A 25,168-nucleotide genomic window follows, 5' to 3' on the forward strand; every position below is an offset into this window, starting at 1 on the left:
AGCTTTGTTTTACTTCTTTTCACTAATTCGATTTCGCAGTTGGAATCCTAAGTCAATTATACCTAAGATTCGAATAATATAAAGGAGAAATGGTGTTAAGACTGTCAGTACAACCGGTACGAATTTAGGGATTTTTTTCTGATGACAGTAAAAATAGATTAAAGACAAACCTTGAATCACCATTAATAACTGCAAAATAAAAAAGAAATTTAAAAAAGCAGTATACCCAAATGAGCCTTTTTCCATCTCAACAAAGCTAATAAGTAAAATCAATAAGTAATACCAGAGAATACTCTTTGGTAAATGTATTTCTCGGAATGGCGGGAACGGATTCATTTTCACCTGTAGTCGTATAAGAATAGGTTTAACAGCTTTAACTGTAATAAATGATAAACCCATGGCCAGAAAAACAAACATACTTGGTAGCATGTATGACGTTAATTCAATTGATTCCTCTAGCTCTTTATAAACCTGGGTATTTACTTCTCCCCCTGTTGCCCTCATTATACTCTCAACCATCGCAATTGATTCTTGAGAGCTTTCTTTTATTAATTCAGTTATATTGACTTGAAGCACAAGCATAACTGTAATATACATCAGCACAATGGAGAACAAATAAGATAAACTAGCTCCTAAAAAGAGTTCAATGCCACTTTTCCCACGGTTGATCATTTCACCTAATAAAACACCTGTAAACCCAAACATTATTGTAAGAATAATCCCCATAACAGAACCCAATAAACCTGATAATAAAAATGCAATAAGGATAAACAGCATGGACTGTTTTATCTTATATTTCACCGTAAACAGAATAAATGGTATGGGTAAAAGGAATGAAAGTACTGTTCCAAGTAGTGGTATGTATAGAGCGAGAAGTAACAGTACACTATATACTGCTAATAGCATGGAGCCTTCTGTTAATAATTTTGTATTTTTCACCTTTTCACCTCGACTTATTTGCAACATCTTTTTATTAAAAATGCGACTATTTAACAACCACCCTCTATTTTAAAGTTTTACAACCAAGTCTTCAACCTTTGGGCTCCATAGGGTGTAATACTTCATTCTTTGCTGCTTAAAATAAAACTTTTTGTTTACTTTTCCCTATTATCTATTATCATAGTAATTAAATACTAAACGTATCCACAAGGGGAGCAATTTTGCTGAGAGTGAGCGATAGAGTTCAGACCCTCCGAACCTGTTAGTTAATGCTAGCGTAGGAATGTGGATTTTCGAGAACTTATACTTTGAATGAAAGTTGTTCTCCTTTGGGGTGCGTTCTGTTTTTTTCATACACTTCAAGGGGGTTTTTTTATGAGAAATATTCGATTACAGGCAATGATTGAAGCAGCGATTTTTGCAGTATTGGCGCTAGCACTGGACATGTTTGTGCCTTCAATTAAAATTGGTCCCTCCATCTCTATATCTTTCGCAATGATACCTGTATTTATTGTCGCACTTAGATGGGGATTTAAATTTGGATTTCTTTCAGGTTTTTTATGGGGACTTCTACAAGTGATATTTGATCCATGGATCATCCATCCAATACAAGGTGCAATTGACTATTTCTTAGCTTTTTCATTCATAGGCTTCGCGGGACTATTTAAAAATACCGTTCAAGACAGCCTAAGTGAAGGAAATAAAGGGAAATCATTACTGTATATAATAATAGCCATTTTTGTCGGTAGCCTTGCTCGTTACTTCTGGCATTTCGTATCAGGGTATGTCTTCTTTGCGGAGCAATTAACAGGATTTGAAGCCATATGGTTCTCTTTAACAGCTAACGGTATTACGATGCTAGGAGCATTTGCTTTCTGTTCGATTATCATGACTTTACTAATACTTTCTTCACCACGATTCTTCGTACTAAAACAGGAGTTGCAAGGACATTTATAATCGTTCTATACTAACAAAAAAAGCGATGATCGCATTAACGATCACCGCTTTTCTTTATTATTCACCAGCTACATATGGTAATAATGCCATTTGACGAGCACGTTTGATAGCAACTGTTAATTTACGTTGATATTTTGCGCTTGTTCCAGTTACACGACGAGGTAAGATTTTACCACGCTCAGAAACGAATTTTTTAAGTAAATCTACTTCTTTGTAATCGATGTGTGTAATTCCATTAGCTGTGAAGTAACACACTTTACGACGCTTTGCACGTCCACCTTTACGTCCGCCTGCCATTTATTTTTCCTCCTTCCGATTTATGTTCTATACGATTGACTTACAAGATTAGAACGGTAGATCATCATCTGAAATATCGATAGGTTGTCCATCATTTGCAAATGGATCCTGATCTACTCTTGTAGGTCCTTGGTTTTGATTTGGGTTCTGACTCTGTCCAAATGGAGAATATCCACCTTGGCCACCGCCTTGGTTTCCACCCTGGTTGCCTCCATAGCCACCTTGGTTGCCATTATAGCCACCACCAAAGTTACCTCCAGGATTACCTCCGCCGCTACGCTGTTGGTCATTTGCATTTCTAGGTTCAAGGAATTGAACACTTTCTGCTACAACCTCCGTAACATATACACGTTTGCCATCTTGGCCTTCATAATTTCTGGTTTGAAGACGACCATCTACGCCTGCTAAGCTGCCCTTCTTAAGGAAGTTTGCAACATTTTCAGCTGGTCGGCGCCATACAACGCAATTAATGAAGTCAGCTTCTCGTTCACCCGACTGATTCGTAAATGCTCGGTTCACTGCAAGCGTAAAGGTTGCAACCGCAACTCCACTTGGGGTATATCGTAATTCAGGGTCCTTTGTAAGTCTCCCTACAAGAACGACGCGATTCATCATCAGAACCATCTCCTTAACAGGATATTAAAACAGAGTCTATACTCTAATAAATTCTTATTCTTCTTCTTTAACAACGATATGACGGATAATATCTTCACTGATTTTCGCTAAACGATCGAATTCGTTAACAGCTTCAGGGTTAGACATTACGTTAAGAATCATGTAGTAACCATCGCGGAAATCATTGATTTCATAAGCTAAACGACGCTTACCCCATTCTTTTACGTTTGTAATCTCCGCACCATTGTCAGTTAAAACGCCATTAAAACGCTCAACTAAAGCCTTTTTTGCTTCATCATCAATGTTTGGACGGATGATATACATAACTTCGTATTTTCTCATCACGTTACACCTCCTTTTGGACTAACGGCCCTTTACCTAAAAAGGGCAAGGAGCAATTATTTCAATTACTCACAGAAAGATATTATAGCACATTAAAAAATCGTAGGCAAGAGCAGTTTTAGTTTCTCACGAATGAGCTTAAATCCAACTAATGTATATTACATTACTCAACAAAAACAAAAAGCAGCCACAAAACGATTACTCATCCTTTGGCTGCTTCATTACTAAACTTACACATTAAATCGAAAATGGATAACGTCACCGTCTTGAACGATATATTCCTTCCCTTCAAGACGCACTTTACCTGCCTCACGCGCTCCATTCATTGAACCTCCAGCAAGTAAATCTTCGTACGATACCGTCTCCGCTCGGATGAAACCTCTCTCAAAGTCTGAGTGAATAATCCCTGCACACTGTGGCGCCTTCATTCCTTTTTTAAACGTCCACGCTCTTACCTCTTGTACACCTGCAGTAAAATACGTAGCAAGCCCTAATAAATGATATGCTGTACGAATCAATTGATCAAGCCCTGACTCCTCAATACCAAGCTCTTCAAGGAACATTGCCTTTTCTTCACCTTCAAGTTCCGCAATCTCAGACTCGATTTTCGCACAAACCACAATAACCTCTGCGTTATCTTTTTCTGCAAATTCACGAACCATTTTCACATATTCATTTGAAGAAGGATCTGCAACATCATCTTCACTAACATTGGCAACGTATAAAACTTGTTTACTAGTTAACAAATGCATTCCCTTTACATACTTCATTTGTTCCTCAGTAAATTCCAATGCACGTGCTGGCTGTTCATTTTCAAAGGCCTCTTTTAACTGTACAAGTACCTCGTGCTCAGCAACAGCTTCCTTATCCTTTTGTTTTGCGAGTTTTGCAACACGGTCAATACGCTTATCAACTGACTCTAAATCTGCTAATATCAACTCTAAATTAATTGTTTCAATATCAGCGATTGGATCTACCTTCCCCGATACGTGTGTAATATTGTCATCTGCAAAACAGCGGACAACATGACATATTGCATCTACTTGGCGGATATGTGATAAGAACTTATTCCCTAGACCTTCCCCTTTACTTGCACCTTTTACAATACCTGCAATATCAGTAAATTCAAAAGTAGTGGGTACAGTCTTCTTAGGTTGAACTAATTCTGTTAATTTATTTAAACGCTCATCGGGAACTTCAACAATTCCTACATTCGGATCAATTGTACAGAACGGATAATTTGCCGATTCCGCGCCTGCTTGTGTAATTGCATTAAAAAGAGTTGATTTCCCTACATTCGGAAGACCAACAATACCTGCTGTTAACGCCATTGATTTTTCCACTCCTCTTATCCGTAACATACTAACCTTCAACAATTATAGATTTTCCTATTGAAAAATACAAGCCGTTTCACTAGAAACGGCTAACATACCATATATCTAAACCTTCTCAATTCCTACAAGGCAATCATATAACGAACTCCCTAATCCATTATCTGAAACTTCGTGAGGAGTTAAACTGTTTACACTACCACCGAAGATGTGCCATTGTCCTTCATCAATACACACAATATTCGGGGACGATTCCTTTAAGATTTGTACCTTCCCTTTTATTTCACCACGTTCATTAAAAACTCTTACTATGTCATTCGGTAAAAGTCCCAAGTTTTCCGCAATATCTTTCGATACCTCAACCTTTACAGTTTGCAAACTCTCAATAAGATGATAATGCTGTGAATGGTTTGAACGTAAAGGGTGAATCGTTAATAAGGAATAAGGGTATTTTCGGGCAAGTTCTTTGTCTGTATACACAGACTCTCGAGGATATGAAAGTTGTAATCGTCCATCATACCCTTTCATCTCTCCTATAGCTGAAGTAAATTCAAATTTACCTGATGGAGTGGTAAATTGAAAATCATGCCACGGAACAAGATTAACAGGTAATGGCATATGACTGTTCTCTTTTATCGTTTCAAAAGTAATCCCTTCGTCCTGTAAAGAACCTAAACCCATTTTAATATACTCTTCTCTCGCGTAATTAAAGTCTTCTCCAAATCCAAGTCTCTTCGCTAATTCTGTCCAAATCCAGACATCTGATTTAGCTTCACCACGTGCCTCAACTAGTTTAGGACCATAGTTTACGTAATGGTGAAACATGGAGGAATAATAGATATCCTCTTCCTCAAAAACAGTTGCTGATGGAAGTACATAATCCGCTAATCTTGCTGTATCTGTCATAAACTGTTCTAGTACCACGATTGAATCAACTGAGTGAAAAGCTTCCTGTACAAGAGCGGTATTCGGCACTTGAGTTAGGGGATTTCCACATGAAACCATAATCATTTTTATTGGTGGTTCAGTAGCGGTTAATATCTTTTCAGCTTGTTCAGTCATTACAAACGCTCTTGATTCTTTCTTCTTTTCAGGAAGAGTTAAAGCTTCACTATCAAAACTTTGACCAACCTGTGTATTTCCAAAATTCGCTCCCCCACCTGGAATGCCGACATTTCCACTTACAGCAACTAGGGCGTCGATTAAACGAATCGTATTTCCACCATTTGCATAACGCTGCATCCCCAGCCCCATATAAGTTGCCGTAGGTCCTTCACTATAAACGTGAGCTAATTTTGTAATTGTTTCACGTGGAACATTAGTCAATTTTTCAACTTTTTGTATTGAAATGGAGTCAATGATTTCTACTAAATCTTCGTATCCAACTGTGTATTTTTCTAAGAAGGTTTTGTCTTGTAAATCTAGGCGTATCAGTTCCTTCATGATTCCAATTGCTAAAAATCCGTCCATGCCTGGAGTTATGGAGATATAAGAATCAGCAATCTTTGCAGTTCCATTATAAATGGGGTCAATGACAATAATCTTAACTCCCTTTTTTCTCACTTCCTGCAGATAACCAAACAAATGCATATTGGTTCTAGTAACATTTCTTCCCCAAATAATGACGTTTTTACTATTATAAATATCTTCAGGAGCATGGCTTGCTGCATTTCCGAAATCCCAATTTTGAGCTTCGATTCCGGAGCCCCAACAAATACTACCAATTAGCTCAGTCGCACCACCAAAACTGTTAAAAAAGCGGTTCGCAATCTTTGTTAATAACCCCCCATTTGCATAATCATGACTATGCAATACTGCAGTGGATCCAAATGTTTGTTTCACATCTGCAAGCTTATCTGAGATTTCAGTTAGCGCTTGTTCCCATGTTATCCTTTGGAATTCCCCATCTATTTTTTTAAGTGGATAAAGAACTCGATCATCAGAGTTTGTTCTTGCTTCTAGCATACGCCCTCTACCACAAATTTTTCCTTTTGTGATTGGATGTTCTTTATCGCCATCTATTTTTACAATCTTCCCATCTTCAACTTCAACAACAAAACCACAGTTGTCCCAGCAATTTAAAGGACATGTAGACTTATATGTGGTCATTCCCCTCATCTCCCAACGCATCTAGAAAACTATCAAACTCATATTTTCTATTATAAATCACTCTCTCAAAAACACTATAAAAATGATTCACAACGAATACGTAAATTTTACCAAAAAAGCATGAGGTTCTATTCCTCATGCTTTACTAGGATTTTTTTCACTTTCCGACTAAATTCTTTTCTCGGAATAAGTACACTATGTGCACAGCCTTCGCATTTAATTCGAATGTCCATCCCTAATCTGATGATTTTCCATTTATTTGTGCCACATGGATGAGGTTTTTTCATTTCTACAATATCATGTAATCCGTATTCTTTATCTACCATGACATTCACCCTTTTACCTTTTATAGGTTGTTCAAGATGGCTGGTGAAAATGACACAGCGAAATTCGTTGTTGGTTTGTTTTTCTATTCATTAAAACTAAACCGCCTTCGAACTTCGACACACAAGATGTACTAGTGTCAGCTTCCCCACAGAACGAGCGCCTTTTCCGACGTAGTCCTTTTCACCCTCTTCTTTGAACACACAATTATATATGTTGTATTGTAACAGGAATTCATTTTAAATTGTAGCGGTTTACGATTGGATTTAGCAAAATAACTGCTAATAAATATAAGTTTGCTATGCCATATATGGGATATAGGATCGATACAAGTGTAGCAAAACCAAACATTGTAAATGGCGCCATGAGCAAAATTAAAATGATGGCAATCATCCACAATGGCATTTTGAGTTTCTCTTTAAAACGTGTTGATAGTCCTAATAATCCTGATGCTGCTGTAGTGAATATCGCACCAAATAACAAGATAGACATGATAAAAACTGCAATATATGGGAAATTCTTTAGTATTACAAACAATGGGATTTCATAAAGCATAATTTCTTGGGCTACCTCAATTAGGGCCTCGTTATAAATAAAAGTAATAATTCCTAAAAATACTCCGCTTCCTATACTTGCAACCCAAGCCTCCCCTTTTGATTTCATTTCACTTCCAATTGCACCAAGTACAGCAACAAGTGGCAAAATATTTAATGCTGTAAATGTAAAGGCAGAGGGCCAATTACTTTGTTCTTGAAGACTGAATGAAAACTCTTTCCCACTTGATGATAAAAATATGAACAGAACTGTAATTAAAAATAGAATCAATGCTGGAATAATCGCCATGTTAATGGAAATCAAGCCATTAATGTTCCATAAAAAAACTAACACTAAAAGAATACCAAATATCAAGATTCCCCACCAAAAAGGAATATTAAATAATTCTAAAGTGGCTCCACCACCCGCTAACATGACAACAGTGGTTGAAAACAAATATAGTATTGTAATGGCGTCATAGACATATGCAACCTTTTCCCCTACAAGTTCTTGTAAAACTGGCACAAAATGTTTTGCTCTTTTTTCATAACTTATTTTCATAATAATGTAGCAACTGACAATAAATATAAAGGTAAAAAAAATGATGGCTAATCCACTTTGTTCTCCATAAAACTGCCAAATCTCTCTTCCAGAAGCATATCCTGCCCCAATTGCAGTCCCTAATATCAGAAACATCCACCTAATCCCTGCTTTAAACATATAACTCCCCCACTTCTTATCATTCCTCTATCTACTAAAACGAATTTTCATCATAGCTACTCTAAGATTCTTCTTCATCGGATGTATAGAATGTCAGATTCTTTCGTATACTGTTACTACAGTGAAAAAGGGGTGAGAACCTATGAATCTTAGAACTAAATTATTTGACCACAAGAAGAACGATTCATTTCGTATTCCACACGATCAAGAATTAGCTGACCATCAAATAGCCTTAAAAATTACTTCTATGCTCCCTACAAAAACAAACCAAGAGATCGTTATCGTTTGCATCGGAACAGACCGTTCAACAGGCGACTGTCTTGGACCATTGATAGGTACAAAAGTTTCCGAAAAAGGACTGTCCCACTTCCATGTATATGGCACATTGGACGAACCTATTCATGCAGTTAACCTTCAAGAGAAAATTGAAGGAATTAATCAGAAGTATCATAACCCCTTTATCATTGGAATCGATGCGTGTTTGGGGCGTTTAAAGAGTGTTGGGTCTGTTACCATTGGAGAAGGTCCTATCAAGCCTGGTGCAGGCGTAAATAAAGATTTAACCCCTGTGGGGGATATGCACATTACAGGCATTGTGAATGTGAGTGGATTTATGGAGTTTTTCGTCTTACAAAATACAAGATTAAGTTTAGTTATGAAAATAGCAAACACTATCGCTGGTGGTATTTGCAAAGCAGACTTTACCTATCATCGAAAATTGGAACTATCTCATCTGGATAAAGGCCGATTCACCTTATAAAAAACCTCTTCTGATTTAGAAGAGGTTTTAAAAAATAGCTTGTGTAAAATGTAAGATTGAATTCCAATAATAAGCGACTGTTACGAGAATCCCTACAACAAGAATACCCGGTAAGAGATTTGCAACTCGTATATTCGTAATACCTAGTAGGTTTGTTCCAATTGCAACAATCATTAATCCACCAGCTCCTGTCATTTCGACAATAAACGAGTCCATTAGCTCCGCTGGAACCCACTTATCAATTTGAGTAGCGAATAACGCTATCGCACCCTGATACAGGATTACTGGAACTGCAGAAAATAAAACACCAATTCCTAAAGTAGTCGTTAAAATTAAACTTGTAAATCCATCTAGAATTGACTTTGTATATAGGACACTGTGATCATTACGTAATCCGCTATCCAATGCTCCGATGATAGCCATCGCACCAATAACAAATATTAAAGTAGCTGTAACAAAACCCTTTGCAATTGTACCTTCGCCAGATGAGCCACCAACCTTCCTTTCAATCCAACTACCTAATTTGTTCAACTTATCTTCTAGCCCCCACCATTCGCCGAGGATGCCTCCAAAAACCAAACTAAAAATTACAATTAGGAATTGTTCACTTTTTAGTCCCATTTGGATACCTAATAAGCAAACAGCAAGTCCAATTCCATGCATAACTGTTGTTTTTATTTGTTCAGGAATTCGGTGTAATACCCTTCCTAGTAAGGTTCCAGCTGCAATACATAACCCGTTAACAATCGTACCTAATAGAACCATGATTCATTTCTCCTATTTTTATCTGTAATAAAAAACGCTGCACGTCCTTATTTTAAAAAGGAATAAAAACATGCAGGTTTTTTTGTTTTCTTATGAGATTTTGGGTGATTCAAGTAGTTCCAGAATTCTTTCAAGGTCATCATTTGAAAAGAACTCAATTTCTATCTTTCCCTTTTTCTTACTCTGTTTAATGGTAACCGATGTACCAAATCGTTCCCGTAAGAAAGATTCTTGTTCTTTAATAAAGATATCTTTTTCCTTTTTGGGCGGTTTGGATGTTTCACGTGGAACATTTTGATTCAGTTGGTTAATTAAATTTTCTAATTGGCGAACATTAAGTTCCTCTGCAATTACTTTTTCAACAATAGCATTCAATTTTTCTTTCTTTTTAAGTCCCAAAAGTGTACGACCATGTCCCATTGACAGTTTTCCTTCAGAGATTAAGACTTGTACATGTTTAGGTAGAGAAAGAAGACGAAGATGGTTCGCAATATGTGGTCTACTTTTTCCTACTCTCTTTGCAAGTTGTTCCTGGGTGAGTTTTAAATGGTCGAGTAAGGATTGGTAAGCAAACGCTTCTTCAATTGGCGATAAGTCCTCACGTTGTAGGTTTTCAAGTAATGCAATCTCCATCATTTGTTGCTCAGTTAATTCACGGACAACAACTGGAACTGTATTTAACTTTGCTTCTTTTGCAGCCCTAAAACGTCTTTCACCTGCAACGATCTGGAATCCCTTAATTGTTTTCCGAACAATTATAGGTTGTAAAATCCCATGTGTAAGGATTGATTCCTTTAACTCAGTAATTGCCTCCGGCTCGAATGTCTTCCTTGGTTGATAAGGATTTGGACGTAATTCATTAATTTTTATCTCTTGGACAACCTCTTCATTTCCAACTTCCATAGAAGTGAATAAAGCATTAATACCTTTACCTAATCCTTTAGCCATTTACAATCACTTCCTTTGCAAGTTCTAAGTAAACTTCCGCACCTCTTGATTTTGGATCATAAATGATGATTGGTTCGCCGTGACTTGGTGCTTCACTTAAACGAATATTCCTTGGAATAATAGTTTTATATACTTTATCTTGGAAATACTTTTTCACTTCTTCAATGACTTGGATACCTAAGTTAGTTCTTGCGTCAAGCATAGTTAAAAGAACTCCATCTATCATCAGTTCTGTATTGAGGTGTTTTTGTACTAATCGAATGGTATTTAATAGCTGGCTAAGCCCTTCGAGTGCGTAATATTCACACTGAACTGGTATTACCACAGTATCTGATGCTGTTAACGCATTTAGCGTTAATAAACCTAGTGATGGAGGGCAATCAATGATGATATAGTCATATTGATCCTTCACTTCTTCTAGTGCTCTTTTCAGACGTACTTCACGAGAAATTGTTGGGACTAATTCAATTTCTGCGCCAGCTAATTGTATTGTTGCTGGAATTATATTTAAATTTTCAACAACTGTTGGGACGGTTACATTTTTTGCTTCAACATCCTCAACAAGAACATCATAAATACATTCATCTATATTTGCTTTTTCTATGCCACATCCACTTGTTGCATTACCTTGAGGATCAATGTCAACAAGTAATACTTTTTTTCCAACATAGGCTAAGCATGCACTAAGGTTAACAGAAGTAGTCGTTTTACCTACTCCACCCTTTTGGTTAGCGATTGAGATGATTTTCCCCACGATGTCACCTACTTTCTACTATCCTACTTATTTTTTGCATAGTGAGGTCTTTATAAAGTGCTCTATTATAGCCCACGGATACTAATGTACCTCGAGAAAGTGTAGCATTCTCTTTGAAACCGTGTTCGAGTAAGTTCCTTTCAAGGCCTTAACTAAGTCAGTCACAGTTTGTGAACCTCTTTTGAACAAGTTAATTCTATCACTTTTTCTATTCTATCATGAAAAAATGATAGGGTTTATCTTTTTTAAATAAAAATTTTAACGAAAATGTTTCACGTGAAACATTTTGATTGAAAGTTGATATACTTCATATGTAAAAAGGAATCAAAAAACATTCCTCACTTTGTTAAGTAAGGAATGTTTATGTTTATTATTTATTTTTTGGAATTCGAATTGTAAATTGATAAAAATCGTCGAATTCTTCTTCTTCAGTATTTAATGAGACACCACTTTCTTCAACCATTGTTAGCGACTGGCGAATGGTATTCATAGCTATTCTCATGTCACGACTTACAGCTTTAAATTTAGGCTTAGGTCGTTTCTGTTCTCTTTCTAATTCAAGTATTTTAACGACACGATCCTCAGTTTGCTTTACATTCAACTCTTTTTCAATGATGTCGTGCATTAACTTGATTTGCTTTTCAGGGTCCTTTAGAGGGATTAGGGCTCTTGCATGACGCTCTGTTAGCTTCTTTTGCATAAGGACCTGTTGGACTTCTTCAGGCAACTTTAATAAACGTAGCTTATTTGCGATTGTCGACTGACCTTTACCCAAACGTTGAGCTAACGCTTCTTGTGTAAGATTATGTAATTCTATTAATCTAGCATACGCATACGCTTCTTCAATCGCTGACAGTTCTTCACGTTGTAAATTCTCAATTAATGCAACGGACGCTGTTTCTGCATCATTGAATTCTTTAATAATGGCCGGTATTGTCTCCCATTCTAATGTTTGAACGGCTCTCCAACGTCGTTCACCAGCTATAATTTCATACTGATTATCATCAAATTGTCTGACAACAATTGGCTGAATAATCCCATGTGTACGTATGGTTAATGCAAGTTCCCTAATTTTATCTTCTGCAAAAACAGTTCTTGGTTGATATCGGTTTGGGACAATTTCAATTATTGGAATTTGTCTTACTTCTTCATTCAGGTGTGTATCTTCATCCTCTATTGAATCATGTAATTGTGTGTCTACCACCTGTTCTTGATCCGTTTGTTGTTTGTCATCATCTTTTTCACCAATGCTAAATAACCGTGAAAATGGATGCCTCATAATTCCACCACCCCTTAGAACTCCCACTAATCAAATGCGCCTTGGCGTATTTTCGCCCGATTTTTTTGGCCCACACGAGGTGGGTCACAAAGACGTTGCCACGGGAGGTGGCATTCTTAGTCTTTGATTTTAAGTTCGAAAAATTCCCATTGAAAAATCGTGGCATTCGCCCGAGGCTTAACTTATATAGTCAGGGGTTGATCCCCTCACGTTAAATCGTTACACTTTACATCCTAATCCTAACCCACCACTTACATAGTGATATTCTATTATATAAAGCTAACAATTCTCTATTCTCTCTCTCATTCCTTCTATTATAACACGGATTTTACAAAAATCTTCTATCTTTCTACTAATTCACGAGGTTATACGAAATATACAAATTGAAATAAAATCGTCCACCAAATGGTGGAACCTATCAAAGATAAGATTACATGATTGGTGAACGATTTGGTGTACCTGGTTTACGAGGGTATTTTTTGGGTGTTGATTTTTTCTTTTCAATGATTACAATATTTCGATCACTATTCTCTAGCGGTAATAAAAAGTGATGTACATCTTTTACATTTCCACCCAGTGTTGCAATAGCCTTCTTGCCATCCTCTAGTTCTTCAGAGACGGATGCAGCCTTCATGGCAATGAAAGTTCCATTTACCTTTACTAGTGGCAAACATAATTCACTTAAGACAGACATTCTTGCAACTGCCCTTGCCATTACAATATCATAAGATTCACGAACCTCACCCTTTTGGCCGAAAGTTTCAGCCCTGTCGTGATGAAATGTCATATTCTCAAGCTGAAGGGATTTTGTGAGTTCCTGAAGGAACGTTATACGTTTTTGCAAAGAATCAACAATCGAAATCTTAAGATGTGGAAAACAAATTTTGAGTGGAATGCTTGGAAATCCTGCACCCGCTCCCACATCACAGATTGAGTAATCATTTGAAAAGTCAAAATAAAACGCTGCTGAGATAGAATCATAAAAATGCTTTAAATAGACCTCAGGCTTATCTGTAATTGCCGTAAGGTTCATTTTCTCATTCCAATCAACCAATAATTTATAATACGTTTCAAACTGATTAAGTTGGGTCGGAGAAAGGGATATCCCTTTCTCCTCCAACATTGATGTAAATAATGATATGTCCATAATAATATTTCCTTTCCTTAATCAACACGGGCAATTTTGCCTTGCTCTAAATATACGAGCAGTATCGAAATATCAGCTGGATTTACACCCGATATCCTTGAAGCCTGGGCAAGTGATAAAGGATGAACCTCCTTTAAATTTGCTCTTGCTTCATTCGCTAGACCAGAAATTGCATCATAATCAATGTTTTCCGGAATCTTTTTGTCTTCCATTCGCTTTAGTTTGTCTACTTGCTGTAAGGATTTTTGGATATATCCCTCATACTTAATCTGAATTTCAATTTGTTCTGCAACATCAGGATGTATTTCTTGATCATTAGGTACCAATAGACTGATATGCTCATACGTCATCTCTGGTCGTTTTAATAAATCACTTGCAAGTATTCCGTCCTTTAGTTCACTTCCTCCAACTGAACGGATGAGTTCCTGTACCTCAGCTGTTGGTTTAATTCTAATACCTTGCAGTCGTTCCATCTCCTGTTTAATCGCATTCTTTTTGTCGATAAATTGTCGATATCTTTCTTCAGAAATCAAACCAACTTCATGGCCTATTTCGGTTAACCGTAAATCTGCATTGTCATGACGCAGAAGTAAACGATATTCAGCACGGGACGTTAATAATCGATATGGCTCAGCAGTCCCTTTTGTTACTAGGTCATCAATAAGTACCCCTATATAAGCATCTGAGCGACTTAGAATGACCTCATCCTGATTTAGAGCACGCCGTCCTGCATTTATACCAGCCATAATCCCTTGGGCTGCAGCTTCTTCGTAACCAGACGTTCCATTAATTTGCCCTGCAGTATAAAGGTTTTTTACTTTTTTAGTTTCTAATGTTGGCCATAGCTGGGTTGGAATAATCGCGTCATATTCAATTGCGTATCCTGGTCTCATCATTTGTGCATTTTCCAGTCCTGGAACAGAGGCAATTAATTGATGTTGTACATCTTCAGGTAAGCTTGTAGAAAGTCCTTGAACATATACTTCCTGAGTATTTCTACCCTCTGGCTCTAAAAAGATTTGATGTCTAGGCTTGTCATGGAAACGAACAACCTTGTCTTCAATTGATGGACAATAACGTGGTCCACTACCCTTAATCATTCCTGAATACATCGGAGAACGATGTAAGTTAGCATCAATAATCTGATGTGTTTCAGGGCTTGTATAAGTCAACCAACATGGAAGTTGATCTGTAATATATTTAGTCGTTTCATAAGAAAAGGCTCTAGGTGTTTCATCACCTGGTTGTATTTCTGTTTTACTATAGTCAATTGTATGGCTATTTACACGCGGTGGTGTACCTGTTTTAAAACGAACTAATTGAAAACCTAATTCCTCTAGATGCTCCGATAACTCAATAGACGGCTGTTGATTATTCGGTCCACTTGAGTATTTTAATTCACCAATAATAATTTCTCCGCGTAAAAAAGTACCAGTTGTAATAATAACTGTTTTTGCTTGATATTTAGCCCCTGTTTTTGTGATAACTCCTTTACACACATCATCTTCAACAATTAAGCGTTCTACCATTCCTTGAACAAGGGTTAAATTTCTTTCATTTTCTAACGTTTTTTTCATTTCATGCTGATAGGAAAACTTGTCTGCCTGTGCTCTTAATGCACGTACTGCAGGACCTTTTCCAGTATTAAGCATCCTCATTTGAATATGTGTTTTATCGATATTTTTTGCCATTTCGCCACCTAAGGCATCGATTTCTCGAACTACCGTACCTTTTGCTGGTCCTCCGACCGATGGATTACATGGCATAAATGCAACCATATCTAGATTAATTGTTATCATAAGCGTTTTAGCACCTTGTCGGGCAGAAGCTAATCCCGCTTCACAGCCCGCATGCCCTGCACCAATAACGATAACATCATAATAACCGGCATCAAAGCTCAATGTTAATTCCTCCTCTATAAGGATGTTAAATGGCGCGAACAAAGGTCATAAACATAAATACCATGACCCATTAAGCCAACTTAATCCTTTTATACTACTTTAGTCTATTTTCCTAAACAGAATTGTGAGAATAGCTGATTAATCAGGCTCTCATGAACTGCATCTCCAATAATTTCCCCTAATAGCTCCCACGTTCTAGTCAAATCTATTTGAACCATATCAATTGGTAAATCAGACTCAGCACCCGAAATTGCTTCTTCAATTGATTTCTTTGCTTGTGTTAACAAAGCAATATGACGTGAATTAGACACATATGTTAAATCATTTGCCTCGACATTACCTTTAAAAAACAAAGAGGAAATCGCTTCTTCTAAATCATCTACACCCTCTTCTTCTAATAAAGAGGTTGTGACAATTGGATAGTTTTTAGCAAGTTGCTTGATCTTTTCCATATTTATTTTTTGAGGAAGGTCTGTTTTATTAATGATAACGATTGTTTCCATACCAGAAACAGCTTCAAATAGTCGCTCATCCTCTTCCGTAAACTCATCTCCATGGTTTAACACTAGTAAAATTAGATCAGCTTTTTTCAAAACCTCGCGTGATCGCTCTACGCCAATTCTCTCTACAATATCTTCAGTCTCACGTATACCAGCTGTATCTACAAGACGAAGCGGAACTCCTCGAACATTAACATACTCCTCAATTACATCTCGAGTTGTACCAGGAATATCAGTAACAATTGCCTTATTTTCATGAACAAGACTATTTAATAATGAGGACTTTCCAACATTCGGCCTACCTATAATAACAGTAGATAAACCTTCTCGTAAAATTTTTCCCTGGTTGGAGGTTTCTAGTAATCGTATGATTTCATCTCGTACTTTACCGCTTTTCTCAAGTAATACACGATGGGTCATTTCCTCAACATCATCGTACTCTGGGTAATCGATATTGACTTCAATATGCGCTAAGGTTTCAAGTAATTCTTGGCGCAAACGGTTTATCAGAGTCGATAATTTCCCTTCCATTTGTCCAATTGCTACATTCATCGCACGATCAGTTTTTGCACGAATAAGATCCATGACTGCTTCTGCTTGTGAAAGGTCGATACGTCCATTTAGAAATGCCCGCTTTGTAAATTCACCAGGTTCAGCAAGCCTTGCCCCATTTGAAAGAACTAATTGTAGTACTCGATTGACCGAAACTAGTCCCCCATGACAATTAATTTCTATTACGTCCTCTCTTGTGAAGGTTTTAGGTCCCTTCATCAACGTTAGCATTACTTCCTCAACGACTTGATTTGTATCTGGATCGACAATATGTCCATAATGAATCGTATGTGATTCAACCTCTTTTAAATTTTTCCCTTTAAATACTCTACTTGCTATCTCAACTGCTTCATCTCCGCTTAAACGAACAATTGCAATTGCTCCTTCTCCCATTGGAGTTGAAATGGCTGCTATTGTATCAAACTCCATTTTATCACCTTCTTATATATAAACATTCAGAATGATTTGTTCTACTTTAATACTTCTTAAAACATGTGAATAACTCGTATTGATTCTTTTATTACTAGTATGACCTATTTATCCACACCGATAACCAGTCTATGTTTTTCCCAAAACAAACTATACTCCATTTTATCTTATCAACATGTGAATAACAATAATAGAGAACTCTTAAATACATAACAAATAATTATCTTTCTTGTACTATAACAGTCGTTTAAACCATTTAAAAAAACAGGCCAAAAAAGAAGCCTAGGCAATTGCCTAGGCTTCTTTTTTCTTATTTTGCTGGAGATATTACAATATGGCGGTTTGGGTCTGAACCACTTGAAGAAGTTTTGACCTGTTTGTGATTTGCCAGTGCAGTATGGATAACCTTCCTTTCATATGAAGGCATTGGCTCCAACTTCACTTCTTGCTTCGTTCGAATTGCTTTATCTGCAAGTCGCTCTGCTAGTTGTATTAAAGTTTCTTCGCGACGGCCACGATAATTTTCAGCATCCACCATGATGTTCAGATAATGATTTGCATATCGATTTGCAACCAATTGTGTTAAATATTGAAGTGAATTTAATGTTTGGCCCCTTTTTCCAATTAAAACAGCAATTTTTTCGCCTGATAATTGGAATGTGACATTCTTTCCATTTCGAGTAACTTCTAATTTAGCAGGTACCCCCATTGATGAAACGACATTTTCTAAAAATTCCTGTGCCTTTTCAACGGGATCAATTTTCACTGTTACTTTAACAACAGCTGGCTTTGTACCAAAAATACCAAATATTCCCTTTTTACCTTCATCGATGATTTGTATATCGCTGCGGTCTCTTGTTGTGTTAAGTTGAGCTAAAGCTGATTCTACTGCTTCATCGACGTTTTGCCCTGTAGCAGTTACTTGTTTCACTTTTTGGCTCCTCCCACATTTCCAGATTTCGCTGCTCTAATATCTGGACCTTTAATTAAAATGGTTTGAACAATCATAAATATATTACCTACAACCCAGTATAATGATAAAGCAGCTGGGAAACTAATCGCGAAGACAACGATCATGATTGGCATTAACCATAACATCATTGCCATTTGAGGATTGTTTTCCATGCCCATCATCGTAATTTTTTGCTGGATAAATGTTGTTACACCTGCTACTAAAGGAAGAATAAAGTATGGATCTGATTCACCTAAATCAAACCATAAAAAATTATGCTCTGCGATTTCTGTTGTTCTCATAATCGCATGGTAAAATCCAATTAAGATTGGCATTTGGATTAATAATGGAAAACACCCTGCTAACGGATTAACACCGTGCTTTTGAAATAACTGCATGGTTTCTTGCTGCAACTTTTGTTGTGTTGCTTGATCCTTTGAGCTATATTTTTCTCGAAGTGCCTTCATCTCTGGCTGAATAGCTTGCATAGCCTTAGAACTTTTTGTTTGTTTAATCATTAATGGTAATAACGCAAAACGTATTAATAATGTAACGATAATAATTGCTAAACCATAATCACTGCCTAGTAGTTCAGCAAAGTATGTAATAAGCCAGGATAGAGGATAAACAAAATATTTATTCCATACCCCTTCACTTTCGGTGGTAATTGGTTCATTAATCTCGGTACAGCCCGATAAAAGAAGTACTATACCAATCAGCGCACTTAGTAGTAATATTCGCCTTTTCAACTACATTTCCTCCCAGTTCTAAATATCTTCAAGGTCAATATTTATCTCATAAACATATTGATTCGTGAAAAAATCAATATGTCCTTTGTATTCTACCATTTTTGTATAAAAATTTCTTTATAACGATAGAAAATTATCAACAATTTTTCTACTTCTTAAACGCCTTTGCCAGCTTTAACACATGAAGGAGACTTTTCTTCACTTCTTCATAACTCATCTCTGCCACCGGCTTCCTCGCAATAACTACATAATCTCTCTCTTTAACTAACATTTTATGTTCTAAAAAGAATTGACGGATTAGACGTTTAATGCGATTTCGTGTAACAGCGTTTCCAATCTTTTTACTAACAGATAGCCCAATTCGAAAGTGATCTTGCTCTTCCTTTTGTAAGACATATACAACAAATTGTCGATTGGCAGTAGACTTTCCTGTTTTAAACACCGTTTGAAAGTCTTGGTTCTTTTTAATACGGTATTCTTTTTTCATTTCCGAACAACTCCCGTACACAAAAACACGTTTAATTTCAATGATCCCTACCCATACATAGTATGGGCATAAGGAAAATTGAAATAAACCTTTTTATTGAAAAAAAGACCACTGACGTTTCAGTGGTCTATGCTGATAATACTTTTCTTCCTTTTCTACGACGACGAGCTAAGACTTTACGTCCGTTTTTAGAGCTCATTCGACTACGGAAACCGTGAACTTTGCTGTGTTTACGTTTGCTTGGTTGATATGTTCTTTTCATTATATGACACCTCCCTGAGGAATTAACTCTCATTTACACATAAGACAGTCTAACTAATTATAGTGAAAACACATAAAAGATGTCAACCTAATTTGAAATACTATATTTTGGATAAGAAGTTTTTTATTACAAAGAATTATGTAGAAATTCTAATTTCTACCTCTCTTGATTCCTTATTTATTATATTAAGGCTGTTTTCGCAAACTTTGTTGTTTTTAATACCCTTGATTTACGCTGTAGGCGGATGCTTTTGACGCACAGGATGTGCTAGTACCGACTTTGCCACAGGACGTGGCGGTTTTTGTCGGCCAGTTTCCTCAATTCTGATCAAAACGTTTCAGCTTTTCTGTCTTGTCCAGCTTCAGCGACTAGAAACTCGAGAAATTTCAACTCCTCCTTCAGAGGCAAAAACTGCCTCTGAGTCGGAGCCTCCAATTTTCTCGTTTCTGAGCGAGTCGCTTCAGCTTTTCTGTATGTGGACAACTTTTTTCGACAGTTTTTTTAATCCACAACATTTATCGACATGTTTTACACATCATCTTGTGTTGTGGATAATTATTTTCCACAAGGTATAGATATTGTGGATAAGTTTTTGAAAACCATTGATTATCTAGTCATAATTTGATATTATAGTTTTGTTTTCACTCGTAATAAGTTATTAATAAAAAACGTTTATCCACAGAATGTGGATATCATGTGGACAGTTTTTTTCACATTGTGTACGATTACTTGCCCACAATCAGTGGATTATGTCGAAAAGATGCTTTTCTACTATATTATATCTTTATTCACAAATTACCAAGAATGTATATTTATAAATTCGTATTCATATTACAAAAAGGTGCTGCATATTACCTTATTTTTATACATTGAATAATAATTCTTAGTAGATGAAGTAAAACTAGGCGTTGAACCCGCCTTAATACTAGAGAGCTAAACAAAGGAGGGAGATTGTTGGAGAATATTGCAGATTTATGGGCAAAGGCGCTCCAAGAGATTGAGAAAAAGTTAAGCAAACCAAGCTTTGAAACATGGCTAAAGTCAACCAAGGCCCATGCCCTACAAAATGACACGCTGATCATTACTGCTCCCAATGAGTTTGCTAGAGATTGGCTTGAATCAAGATATCTGCATCTAATTGCTGAAACAATTTATGACCTAACAGGTGCGGAACTCGGAATCAAATTTATTATTCCTCAAAATCAACTAGATGAAGAATTCGAAATAAAGACACCTGAGAAAAAAGCTACGAAACAAGATGAACCAGCTGAACACTCTCAAAACATGCTCAATCAAAAATACACATTCGATACATTTGTAATTGGATCTGGGAATCGCTTTGCACATGCTGCATCATTAGCAGTTGCTGAAGCACCAGCTAAAGCCTATAACCCACTGTTTCTTTACGGTGGCGTTGGTTTAGGAAAAACTCATTTAATGCACTCCATCGGTCATTATGTTCAAGAGCATAATCCGAATGCAAAGGTTGTTTACCTATCATCAGAGAAATTTACAAATGAATTCATTAACTCCATCCGAGACAATAAAGCAGTTGAGTTTAGGAATAAGTATAGAAATGTCGACATCTTACTTATAGATGATATTCAGTTTCTCGCTGGAAAAGAATCAACTCAAGAAGAATTTTTCCATACATTTAATACGTTGCATGAGGAAAGTAAGCAAATTGTTATATCAAGCGATAGACCGCCGAAGGAGATTCCAACACTAGAGGATAGGCTGCGTTCCCGGTTCGAATGGGGACTAATTACCGATATTACTCCTCCAGACCTTGAAACTAGAATTGCAATTTTGCGTAAAAAGGCAAAAGCAGAGGGACTTGATATTCCAAATGAAGTCATGCTCTATATCGCAAATCAAATCAACACCAATATTCGTGAACTGGAAGGCGCACTTATTCGAATTGTTGCGTATTCATCACTGATAAATAAAGATATTAATGCTGACTTAGCTGCAGAGGCTTTAAAAGATATCATTCCAAGCTCAAGACCAAAGGTAATTACAATATTTGAGATTCAAAAGGTTGTTGGACAACATTATAGTGTGAAACTTGAGGATTTTAAGGCAAAAAAACGTACGAAATCAATTGCGTACCCTCGACAAATAGCAATGTATCTTTCGAGAGAATTAACAGATTCATCACTACCTAAAATTGGTGAGGAATTTGGAGGACGTGATCATACGACGGTTATTCATGCTCATGAAAAAATCACGAACCTATTAAAAACTGACACACAACTACAAAAACAAATAAGTGAAATTATTACCCAATTAAAGGGATAAAAACCTATCATTGATTTCATTATTAATTTTGGACAAGTACTTGTAACGTGAATACTGTGAATAACTTCTTTGTTGTTGCGCACAGTCTGTCCACATGTGGATAGACTGTTTTCATTTGCTTTATCGCAGCTTATCCACATATTCACAGGGCCTACTAGTACTTCTACGATTTTTTCTTTTAAAAAATAAATATATATAACCTAAAAGCATATTCATGTGAAATCAAAAGTAGAACTATCTTTAGGAGGATTTTTGATGAAATTTATCATTCAAAGAGACTATCTTGTACGAAGTGTTCAAGATGTAATGAAAGCTGTATCTTCAAAAACAACGATTCCGATATTAACAGGAATTAAAATTGTAGCAACAAACGAAGGTGTAACACTTACTGGAAGTGACTCTGATATATCAATTGAGTCATTCATTCCTACAGAAGAAGCTGGGGATGAAATTGTAGAAATGAAGGAAATGGGAAGTATCGTTTTACAAGCGCGTTTCTTTAGTGAAATTGTTAAGAAACTACCTAAGGACACAGTTGAAATTGAGGTTCAATCAAATCTTTTAACCATTATTCGTTCAGGTAAAGCTGAATTTAACCTAAATGGATTAGATGCTGATGAATATCCACAGTTGCCACAAATTGAAGGTAACCAAGGATTCAAAATTCCGGCTGACTTATTGAAAAATTTAATCCGGCAGACTGTATTTGCCGTTTCGACATCCGAAACTCGACCTATCCTAACAGGTGTAAATTGGAAGGTTGAAAATAGTACCTTGGATTGTATTGCAACAGACAGCCACCGACTAGCTATGAGAAAAGCACATATTCAAACAGAAACTGACGGATCATATAATGCTGTCATCCCAGGTAAAAGTCTAAATGAATTAAGTAAAATTCTTGATGATTCGACCGACTTAGTTGATATTGTTATAACTGAAAATCAAGTTCTCTTTAGAACAAAACATTTATTATTCTTCTCTCGTTTATTAGATGGAAGCTACCCTGATACTTCAAGACTAATCCCAACTGAGAGTAAGACTGAAGTTATTTTGGCTACTAAAGAATTCTTACAATCCATCGATCGAGCTTCTCTATTAGCAAGAGAGGCAAATAATAATGTCGTTAAATTTTCAACCTTACCAGATGGTGTTGTTGAAGTATCATCAACTTCACCAGAGATTGGAAAAGTAAATGAGGAAATTCAAAGTAAATCCATTGAAGGTGAAGAATTAAAGATTTCTTTTAGTGCAAAATATATGATGGATGCATTAAAAGCATTAGAAAGTTCAGAGATTCGAATAAGTTTTACGGGTGCAATGAGACCATTCTTTATTAAAGCTCTTGATGACGATACCGTTCTACATTTGATTCTCCCAGTGCGTACGTACTAAAATTTGCTTAAAAGACTTAGAAGGTCATATCCATGTGGCAACATCTTAGTCCCCACCAAGTGTGGCAAAACTACTAGGTTTAAAGGACCTAGTAGTTTTCTTTTCTAGATGGGTTTTCTTTAGTAAAATAAAAGAAAGAAGGCGAAAAAATGGCAAAAAAAATAGACATTTCGACAGACTTTATTACATTAGGACAATTTTTAAAGCTTGCAGAGGTCATACAGTCGGGTGGGATGGCCAAATGGTTTCTTGGTGAACATGAGGTCTACGTTAATGGAGAGCTAGAAAATCGCCGCGGTAAAAAGCTAGTCAACAAAGATGTAGTAGATATACCTGGCTTTGGAACGTTTGTCATATCAAATGCTTAAGCAGCGGGGTTAAGCCCTCACGCTTATAGCGCAAAGGGTGAAGCTATTTGTTCATTGAGGAAATTGAACTAACCAACTATCGAAACTACGAGAAGCTGTCTTTACAATTTGAGGATAAAGTAAATGTCATTTTAGGTGAAAATGCACAAGGTAAAACGAATGTGATGGAATCCATCTATGTTTTAGCCATGGCAAAGTCACATCGTACATCAAATGATAAAGAATTGATTCGTTGGGAAGAAGAGTATGCTAAAATAGAGGGTAGGGTTCAAAAAAGGAACGGCCCCCTATCCTTGCAGCTAGTTATCTCTAAAAAGGGGAAAAAAGCAAAGAGCAATCATTTGGAGCAGCAAAAGCTGAGCCAATATGTTGGAAATATGAACGTGGTAATGTTTGCCCCAGAGGATCTAAATTTAGTAAAGGGAAGTCCGCAGGTAAGAAGACGATTTATTGATATGGAAATTGGTCAAGTTTCGGCTGTCTATTTACATGACTTAAGCCAATATCAAAAAATTCTTCATCAGCGGAATCACTATCTAAAGCAGCTTCAAACAAAAAGGCAACACGATCAAACCATGCTTGATGTGCTAACCTCACAACTCATCCAAGCTGCGGCCAAAATTGTAAAAAAGCGGTTTGAATTTCTTGTTTTATTACAAAAGTGGGCGGAGCCGATTCATTATGGAATCAGTAGAGGTCTAGAAACGCTTCAAATTGAATATAAACCTTCAGTTGAGGTATTAGAAACATCGGATTTGTCGAAAATGGTAGATGTATATGACGAAAAATTTGCTAAAATAAGAGAAAGGGAAATTGAAAGAGGAGTTACATTGGCGGGGCCACATCGGGATGACCTTGCGTTTTTTGTGAATGGCAAGGATGTTCAAACCTTTGGATCCCAAGGTCAGCAACGTACGACTGCCCTTTCACTAAAGTTAGCAGAAATAGAATTAATTCATTCAGAGATTGGGGAATACCCAATTCTATTATTAGACGATGTTCTTTCGGAACTGGATGATTTCAGACAGTCCCATTTATTAAATACAATTCAAGGCAAAGTTCAGACTTTCGTAACAACAACAAGTGTAGAGGGGATTAATCATGAAACATTAAAGCAGGCCGCAACATTTGAAGTGTCTGCAGGTGTTATAAAAAAGCTTAAATGAGGTGATGAAGTTTGTTCATACATTTGGGAGACAATGTAATGGTTCGTTCATCAGATGTCATTGCAATACTAGACCGACAGCTTTTAAAATCCTCCTCCATCGTTAATGAATATTTAGATTTTCAGCAAGAAAAAGTGGTAGAATTATCAAATGGGAATACAAAGTCTGTAGTGGTAACAGTAGATAAGGTATATTTTTCACCTTTATCCTCTAGTACATTAAAAAAACGTTCACAGCATGTATCTGATTTTGAAACATTATTAGAAGAAATCTAAGGATTAGAGAAGT

At 36.6% G+C, this 25,168-nt stretch carries 26 protein-coding genes and 1 riboswitch; of the genes, 7 read left to right on the forward strand and 19 right to left on the reverse strand.

Annotated features, from left to right (window positions below):
• Window positions 1–9: 9 nt before the first annotated feature.
• A complete protein-coding gene (locus CZ490_RS17395; protein WP_159439985.1) occupies window positions 10–939 on the reverse strand; it encodes a YybS family protein in 930 nt (309 codons plus the stop codon).
• A 199-nt stretch (window positions 940–1,138) separates the two neighbouring features.
• Window positions 1,139–1,240, forward strand: a riboswitch (TPP riboswitch).
• Window positions 1,241–1,314: 74 nt separating this feature from the next.
• Here CZ490_RS17395 and thiT point away from each other — a divergent pair.
• A complete protein-coding gene (thiT, locus tag CZ490_RS17400; protein ID WP_077620096.1) occupies window positions 1,315–1,896 on the forward strand; it encodes an energy-coupled thiamine transporter ThiT in 582 nt (193 codons plus the stop codon).
• Between the two features lie 57 nt (window positions 1,897–1,953).
• Here thiT and rpsR read toward each other — a convergent pair whose 3' ends face one another.
• The 7 genes from rpsR to CZ490_RS17435 all read right to left on the reverse strand — a co-directional run bounded on the left by rpsR (window position 1,954) and on the right by CZ490_RS17435 (window position 8,168).
• On the reverse strand, window positions 1,954–2,193 hold the full coding sequence (rpsR, locus tag CZ490_RS17405; RefSeq protein ID WP_077620097.1) for a 30S ribosomal protein S18: 240 nt from the start codon (window positions 2,191–2,193) through the stop codon (window positions 1,954–1,956).
• A gap of 48 nt (window positions 2,194–2,241) precedes the next feature.
• Entirely contained in the window at window positions 2,242–2,808 is a 567-nt protein-coding gene (gene ssb / locus CZ490_RS17410; protein WP_077620098.1) for a single-stranded DNA-binding protein, read from the reverse strand.
• A gap of 54 nt (window positions 2,809–2,862) precedes the next feature.
• Window positions 2,863–3,150 carry a 30S ribosomal protein S6 gene (rpsF, locus tag CZ490_RS17415; RefSeq protein WP_077620099.1) on the reverse strand — a complete coding sequence of 96 codons (288 nt, stop codon included), beginning with the start codon at window positions 3,148–3,150 and terminating at the stop codon, window positions 2,863–2,865.
• Between the two features lie 230 nt (window positions 3,151–3,380).
• Entirely contained in the window at window positions 3,381–4,481 is a 1,101-nt protein-coding gene (gene ychF, locus CZ490_RS17420; protein WP_077620100.1) for a redox-regulated ATPase YchF, read from the reverse strand.
• Between the two features lie 108 nt (window positions 4,482–4,589).
• Window positions 4,590–6,590 carry a molybdopterin-dependent oxidoreductase gene (locus CZ490_RS17425; RefSeq protein WP_142255398.1) on the reverse strand — a complete coding sequence of 667 codons (2,001 nt, stop codon included), beginning with the start codon at window positions 6,588–6,590 and terminating at the stop codon, window positions 4,590–4,592.
• Window positions 6,591–6,718: 128 nt separating this feature from the next.
• Window positions 6,719–6,916, reverse strand: a complete 198-nt coding sequence (locus CZ490_RS17430) for a DUF951 domain-containing protein (RefSeq protein ID WP_077620102.1) — start codon at window positions 6,914–6,916, stop codon at window positions 6,719–6,721.
• Between the two features lie 232 nt (window positions 6,917–7,148).
• Entirely contained in the window at window positions 7,149–8,168 is a 1,020-nt protein-coding gene (locus tag CZ490_RS17435) for a YkvI family membrane protein (protein ID WP_077620103.1), read from the reverse strand.
• A gap of 142 nt (window positions 8,169–8,310) precedes the next feature.
• Here CZ490_RS17435 and yyaC point away from each other — a divergent pair, with 142 nt between their 5' ends.
• Window positions 8,311–8,928 (forward strand): spore protease YyaC, encoded by a 618-nt coding sequence (yyaC, locus tag CZ490_RS17440; protein ID WP_077620104.1) that lies wholly within the window; start codon window positions 8,311–8,313, stop codon window positions 8,926–8,928.
• A gap of 27 nt (window positions 8,929–8,955) precedes the next feature.
• On the opposite strand, the gene CZ490_RS17445 is transcribed toward yyaC, so the two are convergent.
• The 11 genes from CZ490_RS17445 to rpmH form a co-directional block, all read right to left on the reverse strand.
• Window positions 8,956–9,693 (reverse strand): DUF554 domain-containing protein, encoded by a 738-nt coding sequence (locus CZ490_RS17445; protein ID WP_077620105.1) that lies wholly within the window; start codon window positions 9,691–9,693, stop codon window positions 8,956–8,958.
• Window positions 9,694–9,783: 90 nt separating this feature from the next.
• Window positions 9,784–10,641: a ParB/RepB/Spo0J family partition protein gene (locus CZ490_RS17450; RefSeq protein WP_077620106.1), complete on the reverse strand. Its 858-nt coding sequence runs from the start codon at window positions 10,639–10,641 to the stop codon at window positions 9,784–9,786.
• On the reverse strand, window positions 10,634–11,395 hold the full coding sequence (locus CZ490_RS17455) for a ParA family protein (protein ID WP_077620107.1): 762 nt from the start codon (window positions 11,393–11,395) through the stop codon (window positions 10,634–10,636). Before CZ490_RS17455 ends, CZ490_RS17450 begins: the two co-directional genes overlap by 8 nt.
• Before the next feature lie 370 nt (window positions 11,396–11,765).
• Window positions 11,766–12,674: a nucleoid occlusion protein gene (gene noc, locus CZ490_RS17460; RefSeq protein ID WP_077620108.1), complete on the reverse strand. Its 909-nt coding sequence runs from the start codon at window positions 12,672–12,674 to the stop codon at window positions 11,766–11,768.
• 430 nt (window positions 12,675–13,104) lie between these two features.
• Complete coding sequence (gene rsmG, locus CZ490_RS17465) at window positions 13,105–13,821, reverse strand: 16S rRNA (guanine(527)-N(7))-methyltransferase RsmG (RefSeq protein WP_077620109.1); 717 nt, start codon at window positions 13,819–13,821, stop codon at window positions 13,105–13,107.
• 17 nt (window positions 13,822–13,838) lie between these two features.
• Window positions 13,839–15,722 carry a tRNA uridine-5-carboxymethylaminomethyl(34) synthesis enzyme MnmG gene (mnmG, locus tag CZ490_RS17470; RefSeq protein ID WP_077620110.1) on the reverse strand — a complete coding sequence of 628 codons (1,884 nt, stop codon included), beginning with the start codon at window positions 15,720–15,722 and terminating at the stop codon, window positions 13,839–13,841.
• A gap of 104 nt (window positions 15,723–15,826) precedes the next feature.
• Window positions 15,827–17,203, reverse strand: a complete 1,377-nt coding sequence (gene mnmE / locus CZ490_RS17475; RefSeq protein WP_077620111.1) for a tRNA uridine-5-carboxymethylaminomethyl(34) synthesis GTPase MnmE — start codon at window positions 17,201–17,203, stop codon at window positions 15,827–15,829.
• A gap of 310 nt (window positions 17,204–17,513) precedes the next feature.
• Window positions 17,514–18,134: an RNA-binding cell elongation regulator Jag/EloR gene (jag, locus tag CZ490_RS17480; RefSeq protein ID WP_077620112.1), complete on the reverse strand. Its 621-nt coding sequence runs from the start codon at window positions 18,132–18,134 to the stop codon at window positions 17,514–17,516.
• On the reverse strand, window positions 18,131–18,904 hold the full coding sequence (spoIIIJ, locus tag CZ490_RS17485) for a YidC family membrane integrase SpoIIIJ (RefSeq protein ID WP_077620113.1): 774 nt from the start codon (window positions 18,902–18,904) through the stop codon (window positions 18,131–18,133). The genes jag and spoIIIJ overlap by 4 nt, the downstream gene beginning before the upstream one ends.
• Window positions 18,905–19,052: 148 nt before the next feature.
• Entirely contained in the window at window positions 19,053–19,391 is a 339-nt protein-coding gene (gene rnpA, locus CZ490_RS17490) for a ribonuclease P protein component (protein WP_077620114.1), read from the reverse strand.
• Window positions 19,392–19,518: 127 nt separating this feature from the next.
• Window positions 19,519–19,653: a 50S ribosomal protein L34 gene (rpmH, locus tag CZ490_RS17495; RefSeq protein WP_010677434.1), complete on the reverse strand. Its 135-nt coding sequence runs from the start codon at window positions 19,651–19,653 to the stop codon at window positions 19,519–19,521.
• Window positions 19,654–20,607: 954 nt separating this feature from the next.
• Between rpmH and dnaA the strand changes: the two genes are divergently transcribed.
• The 5 genes from dnaA (at window position 20,608) to remB (ending at window position 25,155) form a co-directional block, all read left to right on the forward strand.
• Window positions 20,608–21,954, forward strand: coding sequence for a chromosomal replication initiator protein DnaA (gene dnaA, locus CZ490_RS17500; protein WP_077620115.1), 1,347 nt, complete (start codon window positions 20,608–20,610; stop codon window positions 21,952–21,954).
• Window positions 21,955–22,209: 255 nt separating this feature from the next.
• Window positions 22,210–23,346, forward strand: coding sequence for a DNA polymerase III subunit beta (dnaN, locus tag CZ490_RS17505; protein ID WP_077620116.1), 1,137 nt, complete (start codon window positions 22,210–22,212; stop codon window positions 23,344–23,346).
• A gap of 149 nt (window positions 23,347–23,495) precedes the next feature.
• Window positions 23,496–23,714 (forward strand): S4 domain-containing protein YaaA, encoded by a 219-nt coding sequence (gene yaaA, locus CZ490_RS17510; protein ID WP_077620117.1) that lies wholly within the window; start codon window positions 23,496–23,498, stop codon window positions 23,712–23,714.
• Between the two features lie 47 nt (window positions 23,715–23,761).
• The gene (gene recF, locus CZ490_RS17515; RefSeq protein WP_077620118.1) at window positions 23,762–24,880 is read left to right on the forward strand and encodes a DNA replication/repair protein RecF; all 1,119 of its coding nucleotides are present in this window, start codon (window positions 23,762–23,764) and stop codon (window positions 24,878–24,880) included.
• A 23-nt stretch (window positions 24,881–24,903) separates the two neighbouring features.
• Window positions 24,904–25,155 carry an extracellular matrix regulator RemB gene (gene remB / locus CZ490_RS17520; RefSeq protein WP_327078421.1) on the forward strand — a complete coding sequence of 84 codons (252 nt, stop codon included), beginning with the start codon at window positions 24,904–24,906 and terminating at the stop codon, window positions 25,153–25,155.
• Window positions 25,156–25,168: the final 13 nt, after the last annotated feature.

The organism is Litchfieldia sinesaloumensis (assembly GCF_900156865.1).
Lineage (GTDB): Bacteria > Bacillota > Bacilli > Bacillales > Bacillaceae_L > Ferdinandcohnia > Ferdinandcohnia sinesaloumensis.